Genomic DNA, 19,024 nt, shown 5'->3' on the forward strand with positions numbered 1-19,024 from the left:
GACGAAGCTGATGGGCATGAATGTCGGCCAGGGACTTCACCACATACAGCCCGTGCCGTTTGTGCATGTTTGCGAAGCTGCTTGTTAACGGCATTCTGACTCATCTTTCCTGTGGGACCTGTGTTCCTTGAGTAGAACACAAAAGATGATGGATTAGGGAAGCTTCGTGATAATCCTTGATGTACGCCCGAAGGTGAGCAGCGGCTTTGGGCAGCAAATATAGCGTTCGGATTTTGCCTTTGTAGACGAATCTGGGGCTTGGTCTATCAAAGAACAGAGATAGCCGAAGGTCAAAAGAGAATTCTTTTTTTGCTCAAAATCCCGGAACCCGCTAAAATACAGGATATTTTACTTTTTCAGGGGTCAAAAACGTAGACACACGGCAAATTATCCACAAGTGCCTCTAGCCCTTGCAGCACATGGGTTTGAGGCACTTCTCGTGCCTACAGACTGTCGAACCCGAGGTATAGGCATCGTTAAAAGGTTGAGGAATCGTTAAAATATACCCCATAAAATTACTACATGGATTTTCCTTACGCTCACTGGTCCAAACTGCGCAGCAACAATGTTATCTACATCTAGTCTATAAAACCAACAAGATGGCCTTTCTCGTTTTACGTTGGAAGAAAGCAGGGATATTTGGTTTAAAACGTACATGGAGCATCAGTGTTGATTTTTTTCATTAAATGGGCCATATTTTTTCCTAAAACACGCATGATTTCAATTCCCCTGCTATCATATCTGGCAGTCCCAGGTTCATTACCAAAAATTACATTAAAACCATTAGATGAAGGTACAACAACCTGACATTGCTGAAAATAGTTATTAAGATTGTCCCAAACTGGCACCCCTCCAGACCGTGCCATTGCTACTACAGCAGCCCCGACTTTTCTGCTCATTACCGAAGAGAAAGCCTTATCTGTTAAAACGTAAAAAGCTCGATCCAAAAAGCATTTCATATTCCCAGCAATGCCACCAAAATAAGTTGGTGATCCTAACAAAATCCCTTCAGCTTTTATTATCTTTTCAATCCATAGGTCTACTTCGTCATGGAAAATACAGAGTTCCTTTTCTGCAAATTTCTGACAGGCCGGGCATCCACAAATGGGTTTATTGCCAACCTGAATGATTTCAAAATGAATTCCATGTTGTTTTAGTTCTTGACCCACAGTTTTTAGTGCAAAATTCGTATTTCCTTCTTCATTGGGACTGCCATTGAAAGCTACTACTTCCATTTATTTTTCCTCCTTTGTATTTTTACAATGGCATTTTTTAGGACTGGTTAACTTATTTCGACTTAGGCTAATATAAAAGTTATTTGACGTAGTCCCGATTATGTTAGCTTAAAGCTTCAAATAAACATCTGTTATCCAAAAAATTATATACGCATTTGATCATATTCTTCTATTTATAATACGGACAGCTATTTTAATTTGTGACATATCAAATGATATATACTTTTTGACACCAATCGTACGTCTTGCGAGGTATGTCGCATATCTTAAAATTAATTCGCATTATTCATAGCAACTTGTTCTGAAGTTAGCGTAAATAAGCTCAAGCCTGAAGCAGAGCTTGAGTAACTTACAAACATATAAGCGTACCTAACTTTAGTACAATTACAATAGCACGAAACCGCGATATTTGGTGCTTTCGCTATGGGGAGTGATATCTCGTCCCCTGTTTAAATTTATGACGTTAGAGAGAGGTAGCTCAACATCAATAGCGGAATGTGACTCATGTATTTTCCCGTGGACGAAGCACATAGAGACGGTAGTTCTCCTCGAAAGAAAACACACCACTATATAGTGTATAAACCCAGTCATATCAACACAATATGTTGTGTTTTTAACGAAAATGGAGTATGTTTCTTCACACATAAAGAGTAGTGTGAGGAAACATATTTTTTTGTACATGTACCCATGAACGCAGCACGTTGAGACAGTGAGAAGTTTAAGAAAACAGACACTCTGAAAGCCGCCCGTGGTGCGGGTTGTAGGGTTTGAGAATTTTCGGAATTGAATCAAAAACAGCGCAATGTTTTCTGGGTACGCACACGGGAACATGTCGTTCATGTATTTCTTCCTATATAGATTCATTCACGGTTTATGGAAAATACCAAAAAAATAAGGCATTCATAAGGAAAACTTAAGAAATCTATAAGTACTTATTTAAAGAAAGCCTATCCTATTTCGGTAGAATGAAGTTATCGAATCGGATAGGCTTTCGTAATTTCAGGAAGGAGGCTTCTCTCATAAGAAAAGAACATAGATTTTATTTCTACATCAATTTGAATGTAATGCAAAAAGTAAAGGAGATTAGATATAATAAGAAAGGTCTTATCAATAATTATCTTAGAAATAATTTGTATATCAATGACAGCATGCAATCAATCAACTGTCGAAAATTCACAAAAAGAATTAGAGGAGATTATATGGGAAAAATATTATCTAGAGGATTTTTAGCTTTATATTTAGTGATACTAATCTGGTTAGTGTTATTTAAATTACAATATAATATTTTGTCAGTATTTAATTATCATCATAGAAGTCTTAACTTGATTCCATTTGCTGCTCCTTCTATAGTAAATGGAAGTTTCGGAGAGATGAGAGATAATGTTATAATCTTTATTCCTTTTGGCTTGCTTTTGAATGTCAATTTCAAAAAAGTTGGATTTTCACCTAAGCTTGCTTTTATACTGGTTTTTAGCCTTGCTGCTGAATTAATTCAATTTATCTTCGCTATTGGAGCGACAGACATAACCGATGTAATTACAAATACTGTTGGAGGCTTTCTTGGGCTGGAATTATATGGTTTAAGCAACAAGTATATTAATAGTAAAAATTTAGACAGAGTTATTATTTTTGTTGGTACACTTTTGCTCGTACTATTGCTCTATATCCGTATCCATATATTGAGACTAATCTATTAATTAATAAAACCTTAAGGTTTTCATAAGGAATTTATTATAATATATTTTTGTTTTGCAGTACTATAATAATGAGTGTTTATCCAGGAAGAAGGGATAGAACTTATGAGCATCAATATTTAAATTGTAGACGATGAGCAGTCCATAGCAGATCTGAAAAATTGAAAAATAAGAGAGATAAAAGAAGGAATGAACAAAATTAAAAAAGAAAGTATTTTTTCAAATGCTTCTGATTACAGTTGCCGCCGCTGTGACTGTTTATCTATTGCGCTATATCCTGCGTGGACACATCGGAGATCGTATCGTTCGATTTTTAGTCAACGCTTTTCATTTTCAAAATTCGGACGCACTGACAATCTACCAGTTGGTGTTTCGCAACAATATGGACATGATCCTTTTTGCTGTAATCCTAATATTTTTAGCTATACTTTTTCGATTTTCTGTTTCTTGGTTCACAAAATATTTTGATGAAATCAGCGCTGGAATGGATAAACTTTCTGAGGAATCCGATGCTGAAATTACATTATCACCGGAATTGGATTTTATGGAAAATAAGCTTAATCAGATAAAAAACAACTTGGAAAAACAAAAGAAAGCTGCACTTGATGCCGAGCAGCGCAAAAATGATTTAGTCGTTTACTTGGCTCATGATATAAAGACACCTCTGACCTCCGTGATAGGATACTTAAGTCTTCTGGATGAAGCGCCTGACATGCCTCCTGAACAGAAGGCAAAATATGTTGGTATTACCTTGGAAAAAGCTTATCGCTTAGAGCAACTTATCAATGAGTTTTTTGAGATCACAAGATTTAATCTTCAAACGATTGTTTTGAATAAAGAAAAAATCAAGTTACTGTTCATGCTCCAGCAGTTGGCCGATGAATTCTATCCAATGCTGACTCCACAGGAAAAGCAGGTGTCCGTCAATGTGCCTGACGGACTCACTCTGTGGGGAGATGCCGACAAACTGGCCCGTGTGTTCAATAACATTCTGAAAAATGCGATAGCCTATAGTTATAAAAACAACGTCATTGACATTTCTGCTAAACAGCAGGACGAAAACATTGTTATAACTTTTACTAATCAGGGAAATCCAATCCCGCGGGAAAAGCTTGAAACTATTTTTGAAAAGTTTTACCGGTTAGATTCTGCACGTTCCACAAACACCGGTGGAGCAGGACTGGGTTTGGCAATCGCACAAGAAATTGTCAAGGCTCACGACGGTACAATCTCTGTGGAAAGCAATCCAGAAAATACTACATTTACGGTAAAGCTTCCGTTATAAGAAAATCCTAAGAAGTTCATAAGATGGAATTCCAACATAGCTCCTTGTTCTGTGGTTAAGTAATATCAGCACAGAATAAGGAGCTGTTTTATTATGGTACGAAAAGCAAAAAACAAAAAGCCAGGAATAAGCATATTTGTAACAATTCTGTTGATGGTTGTCATTACTGTTTTTGTTTATCAATCCATTATTACTCTAGGAAACCTACGTATATTTGAGAATGAATATGACAAACCTCGTCATATTCTTCTTTAAGGACAACACCTGATTCTTCTGACGATAGAACACCATCGGTTCCTCCGTCAAAGATAGAACCCGCTTCCTCTGTTCCTTTATCTCCCGATAAGCTGAACAGTCCTAATGCGATTCTGATTCGTTTAAATTATGCCAGACGTTCATGCCGGGGCAGGTTGTACGATTGGGGCCACCATGACCATTACGGACAAGGTAGTTCCTAATTTAGTTGGCGTGGATATTGGTTGTGGTATGGAAACTATTTCGATCGGCAATAAACGGCTGGAACTGCGATGAATGTCCGATGGCTTATAAAAATATGGATGACATCGTAAATAATATCGGGCCGACGGCAGATATCTTGAAAATAATAAAGCCGATTTATAACTTTAAAGCGGGCGGAGATTAAACTTATCCTATCTTTAAGCAATGAGGCTAGTTGACTTCAACTGCTGACCGGGTAATGTGTAAAAAGGCACAGATCTCCCATTTCGACCCTTTTCCTGCCAGATAATCCTGAACGGTTGAGAGCTTGGTCTCTCTTTTGTATATCTTTTGTTGTGTTCCTTCGGTAGAGATCCCGATGGTCCGTCTGTTTTGTATCTGAAGAGCCACTTCCTGAATGCCTCTTTAGATACGCCAGCTTCCTGATATGCTGACTTATATCCTATTTTCCCCGAGAGATACAATTCTACTATTCGTACCATCTCTTCTACTGGTATTTTTCTCTGTTGTGACATAATTACCCACAGACTGTACAGTTTTTTATTTCACTGTCCTGTCTGAGGGTAGTATATTATCCATTCTCACACCAACGCATTTTGTTTTTGAAGAGTTGGTTGAGGGTGGAGGAGAAAAAGGAGTTAAAATTCGGAGTATATATTGGGCCGTCCTGAATCGTATACTTTCATGGATTTGTTGCCCATTTGCCGTCTTACGCCATGTAATCCAAAACTACTATCCCCCTGTAGGTTTCCAGATCTTCATTTGTTAGGCTTAGATTCTTGCTTGCCATGGTTGTTTTAGTCGACAATGACAAGAACTTTTCAACTGGGCTAAATAGATAACCTAACAGTCCTAGAGCCTTTGTTCTATAGTGCATTGGGATTGTAATAACAGGTTTTAACTGTTCCATTACTTCAACTGCAACCAAGGCGTTGATGGTAGCAAGTCCTCCTACGGGTAATAGCAAAATGTCTACACTCCCAATTTGTTCGAGTTGCTTGGGTGAAAGTTTATGACCTAAATCACCGCAATGACAAACGTTTATGTCATCAATCGTGTACTTAAACACAATGTTCTTTCCTCTAGAAGTACCACCCTTATTATCGTGAAAAGTTGATATGCCAGAAATGACAATGCCACTTTCAAGATATTGACCAGGTTTGTCTAGATGCTTAAATTTTCCTCGCACTATTGAGACATTGTTATGGTCTGAATGATTGTGACTGGTAGTAACTATGTCTGCCTCAAGATTCGGCAAAGGATAACCAATCTTCTTGTCAAACGGGTCAATCACAATCTTTGATCCGTTGTCGGATATAATAGTAAAACAAGATTGGCCAAACCATTTGATGTTCATTTCCTATTCCCTCCAACTTCTTCAGCAGTAAAAGGTGAACATGATTTAAGATTTTGTAAAACATTCAGTTTTTTATATACTTTAAAATACACCCATCCAGCATTGATCAACAACAAGGCACTGGTAACAAAAAAGACATATCGAATACCCAAGTAGGCTGCTACTTGCCCACCTATAACAGCACCTCCAAATACGCCTAAATACCCTGCCGACATGGTAAAACCAAAAACACTACCGACAAGAGAATCTGGTGTAATTTTCTTAACAAGGGTATTAATAGAAGGATTTAGCCCTCCTAGTGTTAATCCTAATAAAAAACGAAGTCCCATCAATTGCCATGGATTTTTCACAAAGGCTTGTGGTAGATAAAGGATTCCTGCAACGACAAGTGCGACTAACATGACTTTATGCGCTCCTATTTTATCAGAAAGTTTTCCCAGTCTTGGAGCGGCAATTATATTTGCCAGCCCTGAGGCTGAGAATGCCAATCCAGCCAACAGAGCGATATGACTGGAATTTTTGGTTAATTGGGTGACATATACGGTTATGATAGGTTCTATAGAATACAGTCCTAGAGCTAATGTAAAAAAGGTCACAAGTAAGGTAATAGTCAAACTCATTTCAGGAACACTCTTCCATTGCACCTTGATACTAACCGCCTTTTTATCCTGATGGGTAAACGATTCCTTGACAAATAAAGCGGTTAGAATAAATGCAATCAGCAGCAAGGCACCTGTTATGAAAAATACCGGTTGAAAACCAAGGTTCTCTTCGATAAAACCACCAATAATTGGACCTAGCAAAGAACCGGCAATACTTCCTGTTGAAAGTGTCCCTAAAGCGTATCCTGCGTGTTCCTTATCTGTCTGTGTGGCAATCAAGGCAGTACACGCTGTGCTAAAACCTGTGATAGCGCCCTCCAATACTCTTAATCCGATCAGTACATAGACATTCGGCGCAAACCCCATGCAACCGATAATCAGCGCCATACCAAGGCTTGCCCGCAGAATCATTGGCTTCCGCCCAAATTTGTCAGCAAAATGACCCCAAATAGGTGAGAAAATAGCTGAAATTATATAGGTAACTCCAAAAGCAATTCCTGAAAGTTGTGCAATTGAAGATGTATTATGAACTCCGAGATGCTGTATATAAAGCGGCAATATTGGGGCAATCTGACTCATTCCTATACCTGCTACAAACATTCCAAACCAGCAAACGAATAAATTTCTTTTCCAAATCGGCATGAATATTAACCTCTTTTTTTAGCTTTCGGGGAGAGCAGTCTGTACTGTAATTTTTTAGATTTAATCCAATGTGTTGATCCAAGCGTCGACAGTCAGCACATCTGCCTGACGAGGAAACACCTTCTCGGTAAGAACGCGGTGAACTTCAGGATCGAGATCAAGACATGCATCGGAAAGAACCTTTAATGCATAGTCTTTATCTGCCGCCTCCCGCAATGTTGATAGAACGACGCCACTTGTAGAAATTCCACTTATAACTAGAGTTTTAATTTGGTGAGATCGGAGAATGACTTCGAGGTTGCTGCCAGCGAAAGCGCTGACTCGAAACTTTGTCACGACTGGTTCGTTTGGTTGGGGATGAACCGAATCGTGAATCTGGGTTGCTATGTCGGAGACCGTCATTCCACTGGATTTAGAAATTGTTGAGAACGACTTGTTTTGAGGATTGATTTCGGGATAACCTTCGCTAAATGCGACGCGCACAAAAATAACTGGAATAGCATGTGAGCGTGCGGCTTCGACGGCTTTTTGGAACGGAAGCAATACTTTCCCATCGTCTGCAATACGCGATACAATGCCGTTTTGCATATCCATGACCAACAGGGCGGTCTTATTGTGATGATTATGCATGCTCTGTACAACTCCTTTTCATTATGTTAATATAAGTGGAGTGCTCTCCACATAGTATAAGGGGAGAGCACTCCACTTGTCAAGCGAGGTTTGTAATTAAATGTTAGGAAGTGATGAAATAGTGAATGGTTCAGAGACAATCCAAATTCGATCAGAACGTCGTGATGCTGCTGAGAATCGTCAAAGAATATTGAATGCAGCTTTAAAGCTATTTGAGCAATATGGTGTTGAACAAGTTAGTATGAATCAAATTGCCAATGAAGCCCAAGTAGGCTCAGGAACACTTTATCGCCGTTACAGAAACAAAGGTGAATTATGTCTTGATTTAATCAAAGATAACGTCGATCTTTTATTTAGCGACATCGAAACCTACTTGGTGCAAAACCAGTCTGATTCACCAAGTCAACGATTAAAAGGAATTCTCAGCCTATTTATCCGTTTAAGAGAAAAAAAAGCACAATTGCTTACAGGAGTCGAAGGCTCCTCGTCAACCAATCCACCCAGGTCCATAATAGAGAGTCCTGTATTTAACGAATTGCATCAATTATTAGTAAAACTGTTTGACGAGATGAATGCGACTGAGCAGATTCATTTCAACAGTGTTTTTAGAGCGGATATGTTGCTAACGGCTTTAAGCAGAGCTTCCTATTCCTTTCAAAGAGATGAGCGTGGTTATTCGCCAGAGATGATTTTGGAACAACTCTGCGCATTATTTAGTTTGAATAAATGAAACCCTTGGTTGCCAATGACGCCTGTTGAACTACTCAAAGCAGCTTAAAAATTAAGATGCTTCAGGTGGACTGGAATTAGTTGATCATATAATAACGTGGCTAATTGATGAAATCATATAGCTGCTATTATGGAAACACGACAGGATTATTGTTGGCTGTCGGAGTAAAAGGTATAGATGGGGTGTATTATGGGGACACGCGGCAAAAGCATTAACCTATTTCTTATGGATGGCACGCCTAGCGGGCGCGTCAAATGTACGCTCGCCAACTGGACCGGCGTGGCTTATAAAATTCCACGCAATGAGATTGACAAAAGCAAGGGACGTGAAGATCTGTCACAAAGCGGTGTGTACTTCTTGTTTGGCACATCGGATGAAACCGGTGAAACCGTCGTATATGTCGGTCAGGCCGGTGTGCGAAAAAACGGCGAAGGTATCCTCTATCGCCTGCAGGAGCACAAGCGCAATCCGGATAAGGACTATTGGACGGAGGCAGTTGTATTTACCACGTCAAATAATTCCTTTGGGCCGACGGAAATCAGCTATCTTGAAAACCGCTTCTGTGCTCTGGCGAACGAAGCTAAGCGCTATCTGGTTAAAAATGGGAACGAACCTACCTCAGGAAACATCACGGAGGAAAAAGAGAGCGAGCTGGAGGAGTTCATCGACAACGCCAAGATTGTCATGGGGACTCTGGGACATAAAGTATTCGAGAAATTGGCAGATAACAAACCGGCTATCGAGCAGCTTGATATGACCGGGGATAATAATCAGTTGCTTTTTTTAAAGCGTAAAAGCAAGAAAAGCGGGCAGGTAATCGAAGCTGAATGTAAGAGAACAAACGAAGGTTTTGTGGTGCTCCAGGGCAGCCATATAGAGACCATTGATTCCGAGAGTATACCGCCAGGCATCAAAGAACGACGAAGTAAAGCGCAAGTCGATGGAAATGGTGTGCTGCAGGAGGATATTCTGTTTCGCAGTCCGTCATATGCAGCAGCGTTTGTTATCGGCGGGCACACAAACGGACTTGTTGATTGGAAAACTTCCGATGGCAGAACCCTGAAGGAATTTGAAGGCAGCGAATAACTGTTCAAAACTATTAAAATCTTGACGAGATTTAGCGCCTAAAGCTGGGGCCTTCGTTTGATGGAGGAAAGTATGTTTGACGTTAAAATCAGAGAAGCCTGTATCCGAGATGTTCGAAGTATAAAAGAACTAAGTGAGCAATTAGGATATTTTGTCACGCATGAAGAAACAAGGAGTTATTTGAATGATCTCCGCCAAGATAATCAACATGTAATTTATGTCGCTGAAATGAACAATGAAGTTGTGGGTTGGGTTCATGTGTCTCTTTATAAAACTCTGGTTAGCGAAAAGAGAGCAAATATATCGGGTCTTGTAGTTGACAGGAATTCCCAAAGACGAGGTGTTGGTAAAGAATTAATGCGAAGTGCAGAAGAATGGGCAAAGAACTGGGGCTGCCACGGTGTAATACTTAGATCTAACGTAATACGGCAAGAGGCCCATTTGTTTTACAAAGGTATAGGGTACGGGCAGACAAAAAGCCAATATGTGTTTATAAAGAATTTTAAACCTTAGAAATGATGTACAAATAAAGAATAAAGAACTGGAAGAAAAGAGCATCTATATGATAATAAGAAGTGCCAAAATGTCAGATTTGGAGGAATTGACTTTGTTGGAAGAGCTTTGCTTTCCTCCTGAAGAAGCAGCAACGAGGGAATCCATCAGACAACGATTGCAGACGTTAACGGAATCCTTTTTTGTTGCTGAAATTGAGCATAAGATAATCGGGCTGATAAATGGCAGTGTTACTAACAGTACGGTGATTTTCGACGAAATGTTCAAAGATGCGAACTATCATATTTCCGACGGCAATTATCAAGCTATTTTCGGGCTCGATGTTCACCCGGGTTATCGAAGAAAAGGGATTGCCGCAAAGCTTATGGTGCATATGATTGCTGTGGCAAAGGCCGCAGGCCGCAAGGGTGTAATCTTGACCTGCAAGGATAAACTTGTCAAATACTATGAGTCCTTTGGCTTTATTAACAAAGGCATATCTGAATCTACTCATGGAAATGCGGTCTGGTATGACATGGTCCTGGAGTTTTAGAAACAAGTGGGGAGTCTTGAGTGGTGCCTGATTGAACCGTCTGGACTGGTGGGGAATTAAAGGAGCGTTTTTGGACGCTCTTTTTGCGTTCATATTGCAGGGAAATAAAGGATAAAAGTGGAATAGGTGTAATGTGTTGAGCTGCATATTTTTCCGCCACGTCAGGAGCTTTGAAGTGTTGGAGAAAAAGTAAGGTACAAGTCTATATTCGATAGGAGGAGTGGACATGAGTTCAAACTGTGAGAATTGCAAGATGCGTGCTAAAGCAGAACAGAACCCCAATTCATTCTTAGCAAAATTCTGGCGCTGGCATACAAAATGGTGTCCAGGCTGGAAAGCATATCAAAAGGAATTAACGAGGAAGTAATGGGAAAATCAAGGAGGCAATCCGATGATTACAAAGTGGCAATTAGTTGAACTCTATAAATATGACGAATGGGCAAACCTCAAGCTGTTGGAGGCCATGATTCACTTAGACAATGGTGAGTTTACCCGGGACTTATCAAGCAGCTTTAACTCAATTAGAGATACAATGGTCCATATATTAGGTGCGGAAGAGTTATGGCTATCACGCTGGATGGGGGAACAAGACCGAACTTTATTAAACTCGAAGGATTTTGCCGATCATGATTCACTCGTTAATCGATGGAGTGATTTTAGGAAACAGCTCAATAATTTTTTAGAATTAGTTCCTGAAGATGATTTGGTAAAAGAAATTAGTTATAAGAATCTTAAAGGGATACCCTATTCTTTAGAATTGTGGAAGCAAATGCTTCATGTAATTAATCATTCCACATACCATCGAGGTCAAGCAGTAACAATGCTTAGACAGTTGAAGAAACAACCACCAGCACTTGATTTGATTACTTACTATTTAGATCATAAGTAAGAGAGGTATTTCGAGACGTTTACTCTTCAATGTCCCAAAGAACCTGAGCCGTAAGTGGGGTAGCTACTCTCAGAGTTGTAACGGTATTCTTATAGAAAAATTGAAAGATGAACAGAGGGTTGAAAGTGATTGAAAAATCGGCGGTTTGAGTCCGGCTAATCTAGATTAGTCAAGCTCAAAACCGCCGATTTTTTATTGGGGAGACTGTGAGTGGCTTTGGTAGCAGATACATTTCGGCCGGAATCATTTAAGGATATCAAAGTCACCCAGAGCAAGCTTTCGTCCACAGTTCATTTTAAACTATGATTGCTTGGATTGCTTGTTAGTTAAGAACAAGGCTGGAATGAGCAATACTAAGCTAAGGACTAAGGCTAACAGGAAACCATTGTGGTAAGCAGTGGTCATGAGTGGAATCGTTGGTGCTTCACCTTGGCTTGAAAGGCTAACAACCGTGGCCAGCACTGCTGAACCAAACGCCCCACCGATATTTTGCACCAGCCGGGTTCCGACACTGGCTTGCGCGATTTCTTGTTTGACCATACCGGTGTAGGCATCAGTCATCATCGGAAGGGTGATACCACCGATACCCATACCGCGAACAAACAAGACTATACTCACAACCATGAGTGAAGATGCTTCATTGAAGAAGACAAATGGAAGCGTGCCAACGATGGCTAAGGCCAAACTTACCAAGACAACATTACGCGCTCCCAATTTATCCGTTAGCTTACCAATCAATGGACGAGCAAGTAACATCCCGATCCCTTGTGGAATCAAGATCAATCCAGCGCTCAAAACTGAGAAGTCCTTAATGTTTTGGAAAAACAAAGGTAATAACAACATTGGACCGTTGGTGGCAATCCCTGCCAGGAACAAGCCAACCATGACAGCGCTGAAATTTTTCGACTTAAATAAGTGTAAGGGGAGAATTGCTTGTTCCTTTTTGATCGCTGCGTAAATTGTGTAGATGGCTAAAAGTGCGAGCCCAGCAACCACATAACCAATCGTCGTGCTGTTGTTAAAGGTAGCATTTTTCGCTGCTTTAGTAATCCCATAAATCAAGGCGGCTGAACTGGCACCCAATAAAATGATCCCAATGAAGTCGAATTTGGCTTTAATATTGGCCGGCGTGAAGTTAGGCAACTTCAAAATCATCAAAGCGATGGCAAGAATACCGATGGGAATATTGACAAAGAAAATGTAACGCCAGGATAAGAATTGGACAATCACAGCTCCAATAACCGGGCCAAGGATTGGACCCAAGACTGTTGGGATACCAATGGTCGCCATCAAACGTCCCATTCGCTCCCTACCGGCGACTTCAATACACAAAGTAGTCACCAATGTCATAATAAAGCCGGCACTGAAACCTTGAACAACTCGGAAAATAATCATGGAATTGATACTCCAGCTCAGTCCTGAAGCAATCGAAGCAACCAGGAATAATCCATTAGCGCCAATCATTAACCATTTACCGTTGAAACGTTGAACCATCCAACCGGCAAGTGGCACTGAAATTGCCATGGCTAACACGTAACCCGTAATAACCCATTGAATTAAATCAAGTCCGATATTGAAATCAAGACTTAAGTGCTTGATGGCAATGTTGACCATTGTTGAATCAAGGAGGGGCATAACTGCTCCAAGCACTAAAATCCAAGCAATGTTCATGATGCTCTTGGGAATCGGCTCAAGTTCCGCAGCTTTTTTATTCTTACTCATCATAAATAAATCCTCCGCATTATGTGATGTGCAGCGCTCGTGACATCTTTTTTTACTTTACAAAGCGCCGCATTTCGTTGACAATGAAAGCATAAACTATAACGTCGCGTTCGAGTAAAGGACTTTTTTAAAAAAGTTAAAAAATATTTAATCGACCTATTGAACAGATAGAAAGTAGGATGAAACTTGAAAAGTGTCAATGAAGTGAGCAAACTCTCCGGCGTAAGCCGCCGCACCTTGCAATATTATGATGAAATCGGATTATTGCCGCCCAGCGCGGTAAAAAAGTCGGGCTACCGCCAATATGACGACGATAGCTTGCGCCGATTGTGGAGGATTTTATTCTATAAGGAGCTGGGTATTTCCCTTGACGACATTCGGTTGCTGCTTGACAATCCAAAGGAAGTGGAAAAAGAGTTAATGCGGCGGCATAAACAACTACTTTTGGAGAAACAATCTCAATTACAAAAATTGTTACTGTCAGTCGAACGTATTTTGAATGATGAGTTTGATATTTCAATGCTCAGGGATTTCGATAAAAAAAGACTTGAAGCAGCCAAGAAACTATATGCCAATGAAATCCGAGCGTTAATGGAAAGCAGTTTTTTTCTTCCAGTAGTGAAAAGCGGCCTATTCCCGGGCGGTGTATCCATTGTTAAAAACGCCGCGAATATCATGAACTTGGATTTTGGCAAGCTCATTGCTCTCTGCGGGGATGTCATCCAAAAGTTTGGCGAGGCCAGGCAGGATGGCCCGCACAGCTTAGCGGCAAAAGAAGCAGTTGCTGCTTATAAGGAATTTATAAATAGTTTGATTCCCTGCGACGATAAAGCTTTCCGCAAAATCGGACAGGCGTATTTGAAGTATAAAGAAGATTTGGATAAAAAGACGCCGGGACTTGCGGAATTTGTATATGAAGCTATTTTGCATGTGTATCAGTAACCAAACATTCTTGGCAGTATCCAATCCATAGGCATTGATGTAAAAATTAGCTATGTTTTTTCACACTTTGACTGTACAGAAGCGTTATCTCCAAACATATTAAAAAAAGCAATGTGCATTTTTTGCACATTGCTAATTCGGATAAACCGGTAGCCGTTTTGCCAGCCCAGTCGACTTCTAATAGCTCTCCAGGCTTGCGGTCGATGTGCATGGTAGCTTTTGTAACGTTAGCATACTCACGGTAGTATTTGCAGAACTGCATGTACATGAAGGGCACTTCATGATTAAGTCGACATGTTTCACAGTACTCATTCCAAACTAGGCTTAAAGTAACACCGTTTTTCGCCATTTCTTTATGGATGTAGTCATAGTCTGGGAGCCTTCTGGTACTTGGAACTTGACGTTCTGGGAAGAGACATTCGATTAAATCACCGTCTGACATGCCTTTTGGTAGTGGCCACGAAATCCCCTGTTCTTCTGCTCGCTTTATGGTGTTTGAAACTGTGTTTCGCGAACACTCACAACTTGCTGAAATGCTACGCTGACTGATCCCTTGGCTATTTAGCCGAAGGATTTCGCGGTAGTTGGTCATTGATATGACCCCCTTGGATTTATTTACACCACTAAAGTGTGCATTAATGAATAGTGTAAATAATAAAAAGAGGTAAGCCGTATAACTTACCTCCCAATTAAACAGAATCTGCTCGAAAGAAACTATTTCGTGGCTGCAAATTCCTCTGCAGCTATGCACAGGTAGTAACAAAGTCCGGGTTGTTGATTTTCAAGCATATTCCTGTGAAATTCATCCTGTAAAAAGAACTTTGTTTGACTGACAAACGATTTTGCATTAATAGTAGTACCATGGTTATTTAGAAACTTGAGATGTGCATCTATTAGGTTATGCAATTTTTTGTCTGTAACTGCCCAATGGTTTTTCAAAGCGTCAGACATGTTCTTGAGAAATTGCTGAGCCTCCATTGCTTTAAGATTTAGATCATCGACCGGAATATCCTTATTTGCCAATAAATCAACACCATATTTATTTTTGAGATATTCATTTTGCTCTGAAAGTGCATTTTCCCATTCATCCCGGTTAAGACCTTCAAACATAGCGCTTTTATCCATGGTTTCTCCTTTCTTGGCGAGGGCTATCGAGTTTTCTAGAGTTTTTAACATACAGTCAAGTCGCTGCCTGCGCGCAATCAGCAGTTCATACTGATTAGTTAAACACAATAGACGGCTCGGTTCGTCCTCAAGTGCCTTATTAATATCTTTGAGGGAGAAATCAAGTTCACGGAAGAAAAGAATTTGTTGCAACTGTTCCAATTCATTCATGCTATAAAGACGATAGCCAGCATCGCTAATCTCACAAGGTTCAAGTAACCCGATTTTGTGATAATGATAGAGAGTTTTTACTGTTACTCCTGTTAGATGAGCAACTTCATTCACCGTATATAGCACTATTTCTCACCTCAAGAAAATCATAAAGGCTTACCAAAGGTAGGAGTCAAGTTCTTTTAATAATATTTTTAGTATTAACGATTACTGTTTTACCAGATACATTTTTGCTGGGAACCCGCTGGGAGCGTTGTGGCATAGTGAAGAAATTAATGGGTCAGACACAGGCTATTGTGGTAAGGTATGTGTTACTGATCAACGAATAGGATGAGACAGTATTAGAAGGATGCTGTATCAGAACTAAATGATTTAAGATTACATTTATCCGAAAAACCTGCTGGAGGAACCCCCAGGCCTTGGAGCAATCTTGCCCAATAATTAACTTGTGCCACTGTAGCAGCAAGTATTACGATCTCCCGTTCAGAGAAGTTCTTTTTCAATTCTTGAACGAGAGTGGAAGGAATAGAAATTGGGCTTTTGGATATACAACTCGCATATTCCATTGCGATTTTTTCCCGGATAGAAAAGGTTTGAACCTGATTGATATCTATAAGCCTTTGGATGCTTGACATCTCTACCTCAGTTATTCCAACCTTTTCAAATTCGAAGGAGTTCATGTCAACACAGAACGGGCATGAAACAGCAAATGAAGATTGTACTCGGACTAATTTTAGGATGCGCTTGTCCAAGTCTTTTTTACCATTTGCCACAAGTGATTCAAGAATTCCGGAACTTATTGCGGTTTTTGGATACCACGCAAGAAGTTTAGGAGGGAGAAGGTCTTTACCCGTAACACGTTTTGAGATCCAAATCCCTATTTTTAAGTAAAATGGTATCTTTGCTGGCGGAGCAATAAAGGCCTTCAAACTATTCAACCCCATTTCGAACGTTTAGCTTTTCCTTATTATAATAGCAAATTTGACTGGGGTCATTAGATTAGTGATAAAATTTGTCTTCTCCACTCCACAGAAGATTATCGTGAAGGAGTTAAACCTAATTTTCTGATTCTGCCGAATAAGCCCCCTTAAACAAAACCTAAGGGGGCTTATTTTCTGATACACACCATCGATACCAAATGCCCACCGGGAGCGTCGGGGGCTTGTGCCAAACGACGTGCTCAAAGCACGATGCTGTACCCGAGATGAAGGTAGCTCCTCTGAAGCCGGTTTGTAAGCTTCAAACAGGCGTGTCCGAAAGGTTGCGGATGGTAGTAAAATTCCTTCGGCCTAGCTTGCGTGGGGGGCGAACATGGTCCTAGGAGAGTTTACATGAATGATAAAATATAGTCTAAACTATTAACTGTGTTTTTCAGGTCTAGAGCTTTTGTTCAACTGCTTGGATTTTTCCTTCCATTGTTATTGTTTTATCTCTTCGCTCATCAATTTTGATCGTGGTTGAAACCCTTAAGGCACCAGCTGTAAACACAGCTTCTTGAGCCTCTTTAATTGCATCCAAGATTTCGGTCAAATCACCTTCGAGTGTAGTGAACATAGGTCCTAGTTGGCGCTTGATGTTTTCTTTAGAAGCGAATACTTTCTCAGCTTCGACAACATACTGGCTAACACTCGTGCCCGATCCTAATGGAGCAATACTTACCGCGACAATAGCCATAGACCATTTCCCTTTCTTTCTTATAGATTATCATTTTACTTTATAAGGATTATACATCTAATATGTAGTATTTTCCATTATGATAGCATCCAGGATGTAGATTAGGAATTAGGAATCAATTCCCCCGCTTTCCAAAAGAAGACCCGTTCGAAGGTTGTACCTTGTTGGTCTTATGTTGAATTATATGGTCATCGCTTGGGTATACAGGGAAGAACTCAACGGCCTTCTCCCGAATTGCTCGCCTATTATTGGCGTTGTTCACCGTTACTTGATTAGAAAAGGCTTGGTTGTGATGGCCCTGGTCTTGACCGGATTTCTCGTAGGGTTTGATCCTGGCGTTGTTGCCAGTTTAGGTGCTGCTCTTCTCCTAATAACTCGGCGTCTCAAACCGAACAAAGTGTATGCTGGGATTGATTTTAATCTTTTGGTCATATTTATCGGACTATTTATTATCATCGGCGGTGTAGAACAGAGTGGCCTGATTGAACGACTGCTAAATCCTCGTTTTGTCCAGAATGTACAGAGTCTACCCCTATTTACAGTCTTAACTATTCTATTTTCCAATGTATTAAGTAATGTGCCGGCGGTAATGATGCTGAAATTTCTAATTCCAGCATCTTCTGCTCATGTATGGTGGGTCAGCATGGCGGTTTTTAGCACCTTAGCAGGTAATCTCACTTTGACTGGTTCCATAGCCAATCTAATCGTGGTCGAACAAGTCAAAAAACAAAACGTCGATATAAGTTTTTTCACTTACCTTAAAATCAGATTCCCATTAACTATAGCACTGGTCGTTATAGGGTTGGTGTACTTTAGGCTACTATTTGAGTTATGATGCACATGCAACAGTCTCTTTTCATAAAATAATGGACTACTTAAATGTGAATGAGGCAATAGTTAAGGGACAATCTCACAACATTTAGCGAAAATAATTAACTTGCTATCCGCCCAATACAGAGCTATCATGTCCTACACCCGAACAATTACCAGGCGTAGGATATTTTTTTGACAGTTTCCACAAGCCTACCTGCATATCTTCCTTCAGCTGAAGGATGGGAACGGTCACTCAGACTGGAAACGAAGAAGAATAGTTTTGATATAAAAATCGACAAACATTGGGGTGTGTATAGTGGAACACTTTCTGGTAACGTCGGGCAGCCTCCTGAATCGTCACTTAAAAAACAGTTCGAGAGTGAAAATAATAGAATTACCTCTATTAACTTCCTAATGGAATAAAAGGCAAGGAAATTTTTTTTCCGCAGTATCCCCATGTTGATAACAGCAATGCAATCATTTGGGAAAGTGGTAATTGGAGTTGTTGCGTAACGGGAGAACCGGTTGATGGTCCTTTCAGCTCTGTTGATTTGGCCCATCAAATCGTCAATGTCCTTGGTAAAAACGACCAAATTCTTTCAGGTCGCCCCGGAAAATTATATCTGTTCTCTGCTCCCGCTGGTCTATGGACACATATCTATTGGAAAGTTAACAATTCTACGTGGTACAGTCTTGATTGGAAAGGGGATCCAAAAGAAGCCATCCAGGTCTTAAGTAGCATGGTGTATATAGGTGGACGGGAATGAGAAATGATCAAGGAATGGATTTTATCAGGCTGAGCCTGGATTGTAGTGATATAGGGCATCCAAATGACGCTCTGGCTTTTTGCTTTTATTGGATTATTTTCACGATCTTGGGAGGAA

The 19,024-nt window shown here is 40.2% G+C and carries 20 protein-coding genes and 2 pseudogenes; 12 read left to right on the plus strand and 10 right to left on the minus strand.

Annotated elements, in window-relative coordinates; all coding sequences use genetic code 11:
- Positions 1–644: 644 nt before the first annotated feature.
- The gene (locus DOT_RS06320) at positions 645–1,235 is read right to left on the minus strand and encodes a flavodoxin family protein (protein WP_009615699.1); all 591 of its coding nucleotides are present in this window, start codon (positions 1,233–1,235) and stop codon (positions 645–647) included.
- 1,199 nt (positions 1,236–2,434) lie between these two features.
- Between DOT_RS06320 and vanZ-A the strand changes: the two genes are divergently transcribed.
- The 3 genes and pseudogenes from vanZ-A to DOT_RS28445 form a co-directional block, all read left to right on the plus strand.
- On the plus strand, positions 2,435–2,932 hold the full coding sequence (gene vanZ-A, locus DOT_RS06325) for a glycopeptide resistance protein VanZ-A (protein ID WP_009615701.1): 498 nt from the start codon (positions 2,435–2,437) through the stop codon (positions 2,930–2,932).
- Between the two features lie 158 nt (positions 2,933–3,090).
- Positions 3,091–4,214: pseudogene (gene vanS, locus DOT_RS06330) on the plus strand (vancomycin resistance histidine kinase VanS).
- A 375-nt stretch (positions 4,215–4,589) separates the two neighbouring features.
- Positions 4,590–4,742 (plus strand): annotated as a pseudogene (locus DOT_RS28445) (RtcB family protein); the annotation flags it as partial.
- A 141-nt stretch (positions 4,743–4,883) separates the two neighbouring features.
- Here the strand turns inward: DOT_RS28445 and DOT_RS06340 are convergent.
- The 4 genes from DOT_RS06340 to DOT_RS06355 all read right to left on the minus strand — a co-directional run bounded on the left by DOT_RS06340 (position 4,884) and on the right by DOT_RS06355 (position 7,904).
- Complete coding sequence (locus DOT_RS06340; protein ID WP_009615715.1) at positions 4,884–5,063, minus strand: hypothetical protein; 180 nt, start codon at positions 5,061–5,063, stop codon at positions 4,884–4,886.
- 319 nt (positions 5,064–5,382) lie between these two features.
- Positions 5,383–6,030 carry an MBL fold metallo-hydrolase gene (locus DOT_RS06345; RefSeq protein ID WP_009615717.1) on the minus strand — a complete coding sequence of 216 codons (648 nt, stop codon included), beginning with the start codon at positions 6,028–6,030 and terminating at the stop codon, positions 5,383–5,385.
- Positions 6,027–7,274 (minus strand): multidrug efflux MFS transporter, encoded by a 1,248-nt coding sequence (locus tag DOT_RS06350; RefSeq protein ID WP_050809832.1) that lies wholly within the window; start codon positions 7,272–7,274, stop codon positions 6,027–6,029. The genes DOT_RS06345 and DOT_RS06350 overlap by 4 nt, the downstream gene beginning before the upstream one ends.
- Positions 7,275–7,334: 60 nt before the next feature.
- Positions 7,335–7,904: a cysteine hydrolase gene (locus DOT_RS06355; protein ID WP_009615721.1), complete on the minus strand. Its 570-nt coding sequence runs from the start codon at positions 7,902–7,904 to the stop codon at positions 7,335–7,337.
- A gap of 100 nt (positions 7,905–8,004) precedes the next feature.
- Between DOT_RS06355 and DOT_RS06360 the strand changes: the two genes are divergently transcribed.
- The 6 genes from DOT_RS06360 (at position 8,005) to DOT_RS06380 (ending at position 11,654) form a co-directional block, all read left to right on the plus strand.
- The gene (locus DOT_RS06360) at positions 8,005–8,634 is read left to right on the plus strand and encodes a TetR/AcrR family transcriptional regulator (RefSeq protein ID WP_009615731.1); all 630 of its coding nucleotides are present in this window, start codon (positions 8,005–8,007) and stop codon (positions 8,632–8,634) included.
- 189 nt (positions 8,635–8,823) lie between these two features.
- The gene (locus DOT_RS06365; protein ID WP_009615732.1) at positions 8,824–9,720 is read left to right on the plus strand and encodes a GIY-YIG nuclease family protein; all 897 of its coding nucleotides are present in this window, start codon (positions 8,824–8,826) and stop codon (positions 9,718–9,720) included.
- A gap of 72 nt (positions 9,721–9,792) precedes the next feature.
- Positions 9,793–10,233, plus strand: a complete 441-nt coding sequence (locus tag DOT_RS06370; RefSeq protein WP_040411408.1) for a GNAT family N-acetyltransferase — start codon at positions 9,793–9,795, stop codon at positions 10,231–10,233.
- A gap of 49 nt (positions 10,234–10,282) precedes the next feature.
- Positions 10,283–10,765, plus strand: coding sequence for a GNAT family N-acetyltransferase (locus tag DOT_RS06375; RefSeq protein WP_085930976.1), 483 nt, complete (start codon positions 10,283–10,285; stop codon positions 10,763–10,765).
- 226 nt (positions 10,766–10,991) lie between these two features.
- Positions 10,992–11,132, plus strand: coding sequence for a hypothetical protein (locus tag DOT_RS30990; protein ID WP_009615735.1), 141 nt, complete (start codon positions 10,992–10,994; stop codon positions 11,130–11,132).
- A 24-nt stretch (positions 11,133–11,156) separates the two neighbouring features.
- Positions 11,157–11,654, plus strand: a complete 498-nt coding sequence (locus DOT_RS06380; RefSeq protein ID WP_009615736.1) for a DinB family protein — start codon at positions 11,157–11,159, stop codon at positions 11,652–11,654.
- A gap of 300 nt (positions 11,655–11,954) precedes the next feature.
- On the opposite strand, the gene DOT_RS06385 is transcribed toward DOT_RS06380, so the two are convergent.
- Positions 11,955–13,379: an MDR family MFS transporter gene (locus DOT_RS06385; protein ID WP_009615737.1), complete on the minus strand. Its 1,425-nt coding sequence runs from the start codon at positions 13,377–13,379 to the stop codon at positions 11,955–11,957.
- Between the two features lie 183 nt (positions 13,380–13,562).
- Between DOT_RS06385 and DOT_RS06390 the strand changes: the two genes are divergently transcribed.
- A complete protein-coding gene (locus DOT_RS06390) occupies positions 13,563–14,318 on the plus strand; it encodes a MerR family transcriptional regulator (RefSeq protein WP_009615739.1) in 756 nt (251 codons plus the stop codon).
- Between the two features lie 46 nt (positions 14,319–14,364).
- On the opposite strand, the gene DOT_RS06395 is transcribed toward DOT_RS06390, so the two are convergent.
- From DOT_RS06395 to DOT_RS06410, 4 genes are all read right to left on the minus strand, one after another.
- Positions 14,365–14,910, minus strand: coding sequence for a helix-turn-helix domain-containing protein (locus tag DOT_RS06395; protein ID WP_009615741.1), 546 nt, complete (start codon positions 14,908–14,910; stop codon positions 14,365–14,367).
- A 122-nt stretch (positions 14,911–15,032) separates the two neighbouring features.
- Positions 15,033–15,779 (minus strand): MerR family transcriptional regulator, encoded by a 747-nt coding sequence (locus DOT_RS06400; RefSeq protein WP_009615743.1) that lies wholly within the window; start codon positions 15,777–15,779, stop codon positions 15,033–15,035.
- A gap of 215 nt (positions 15,780–15,994) precedes the next feature.
- Entirely contained in the window at positions 15,995–16,582 is a 588-nt protein-coding gene (locus DOT_RS06405; protein WP_242833783.1) for a carboxymuconolactone decarboxylase family protein, read from the minus strand.
- 448 nt (positions 16,583–17,030) lie between these two features.
- Complete coding sequence (locus DOT_RS06410) at positions 17,031–17,327, minus strand: MTH1187 family thiamine-binding protein (RefSeq protein ID WP_009615747.1); 297 nt, start codon at positions 17,325–17,327, stop codon at positions 17,031–17,033.
- Positions 17,328–17,499: 172 nt separating this feature from the next.
- Here DOT_RS06410 and DOT_RS06415 point away from each other — a divergent pair, with 172 nt between their 5' ends.
- Complete coding sequence (locus DOT_RS06415; RefSeq protein ID WP_009615749.1) at positions 17,500–18,162, plus strand: SLC13 family permease; 663 nt, start codon at positions 17,500–17,502, stop codon at positions 18,160–18,162.
- A 529-nt stretch (positions 18,163–18,691) separates the two neighbouring features.
- Complete coding sequence (locus DOT_RS30315; protein ID WP_157998423.1) at positions 18,692–18,907, plus strand: hypothetical protein; 216 nt, start codon at positions 18,692–18,694, stop codon at positions 18,905–18,907.
- The last annotated feature ends 117 nt before the right edge of the window (positions 18,908–19,024 follow it).

Source organism: Desulfosporosinus sp. OT (assembly GCF_000224515.1).
Classification (GTDB): Bacteria; Bacillota; Desulfitobacteriia; order Desulfitobacteriales; family Desulfitobacteriaceae; genus Desulfosporosinus.

Excerpts from the sequence above, each read along its gene's own strand:
- DOT_RS06415 (WP_009615749.1), top strand. The coding sequence starts at position 17,500 with ATGTTGAATTATATGGTCATCGCTTGGGTATACAGGGAAGAACTCAAC.
- DOT_RS06385 (WP_009615737.1), bottom strand. The coding sequence starts at position 13,379 with ATGATGAGTAAGAATAAAAAAGCTGCGGAACTTGAGCCGATTCCCAAG.
- DOT_RS06355 (WP_009615721.1), bottom strand. The coding sequence starts at position 7,904 with ATGCATAATCATCACAATAAGACCGCCCTGTTGGTCATGGATATGCAA.
- DOT_RS06370 (WP_040411408.1), top strand. The coding sequence starts at position 9,793 with ATGTTTGACGTTAAAATCAGAGAAGCCTGTATCCGAGATGTTCGAAGT.
- vanZ-A (WP_009615701.1), top strand. The coding sequence starts at position 2,435 with ATGGGAAAAATATTATCTAGAGGATTTTTAGCTTTATATTTAGTGATA.
- DOT_RS06360 (WP_009615731.1), top strand. The coding sequence starts at position 8,005 with ATGTTAGGAAGTGATGAAATAGTGAATGGTTCAGAGACAATCCAAATT.
- DOT_RS06395 (WP_009615741.1), bottom strand. The coding sequence starts at position 14,910 with ATGACCAACTACCGCGAAATCCTTCGGCTAAATAGCCAAGGGATCAGT.
- DOT_RS06345 (WP_009615717.1), bottom strand. The coding sequence starts at position 6,030 with ATGAACATCAAATGGTTTGGCCAATCTTGTTTTACTATTATATCCGAC.
- DOT_RS06320 (WP_009615699.1), bottom strand. The coding sequence starts at position 1,235 with ATGGAAGTAGTAGCTTTCAATGGCAGTCCCAATGAAGAAGGAAATACG.
- DOT_RS06380 (WP_009615736.1), top strand. The coding sequence starts at position 11,157 with ATGATTACAAAGTGGCAATTAGTTGAACTCTATAAATATGACGAATGG.
- DOT_RS06375 (WP_085930976.1), top strand. The coding sequence starts at position 10,283 with ATGATAATAAGAAGTGCCAAAATGTCAGATTTGGAGGAATTGACTTTG.
- DOT_RS30990 (WP_009615735.1), top strand. The coding sequence starts at position 10,992 with ATGAGTTCAAACTGTGAGAATTGCAAGATGCGTGCTAAAGCAGAACAG.
- DOT_RS06410 (WP_009615747.1), bottom strand. The coding sequence starts at position 17,327 with ATGGCTATTGTCGCGGTAAGTATTGCTCCATTAGGATCGGGCACGAGT.
- DOT_RS06350 (WP_050809832.1), bottom strand. The coding sequence starts at position 7,274 with ATGCCGATTTGGAAAAGAAATTTATTCGTTTGCTGGTTTGGAATGTTT.
- DOT_RS06365 (WP_009615732.1), top strand. The coding sequence starts at position 8,824 with ATGGGGACACGCGGCAAAAGCATTAACCTATTTCTTATGGATGGCACG.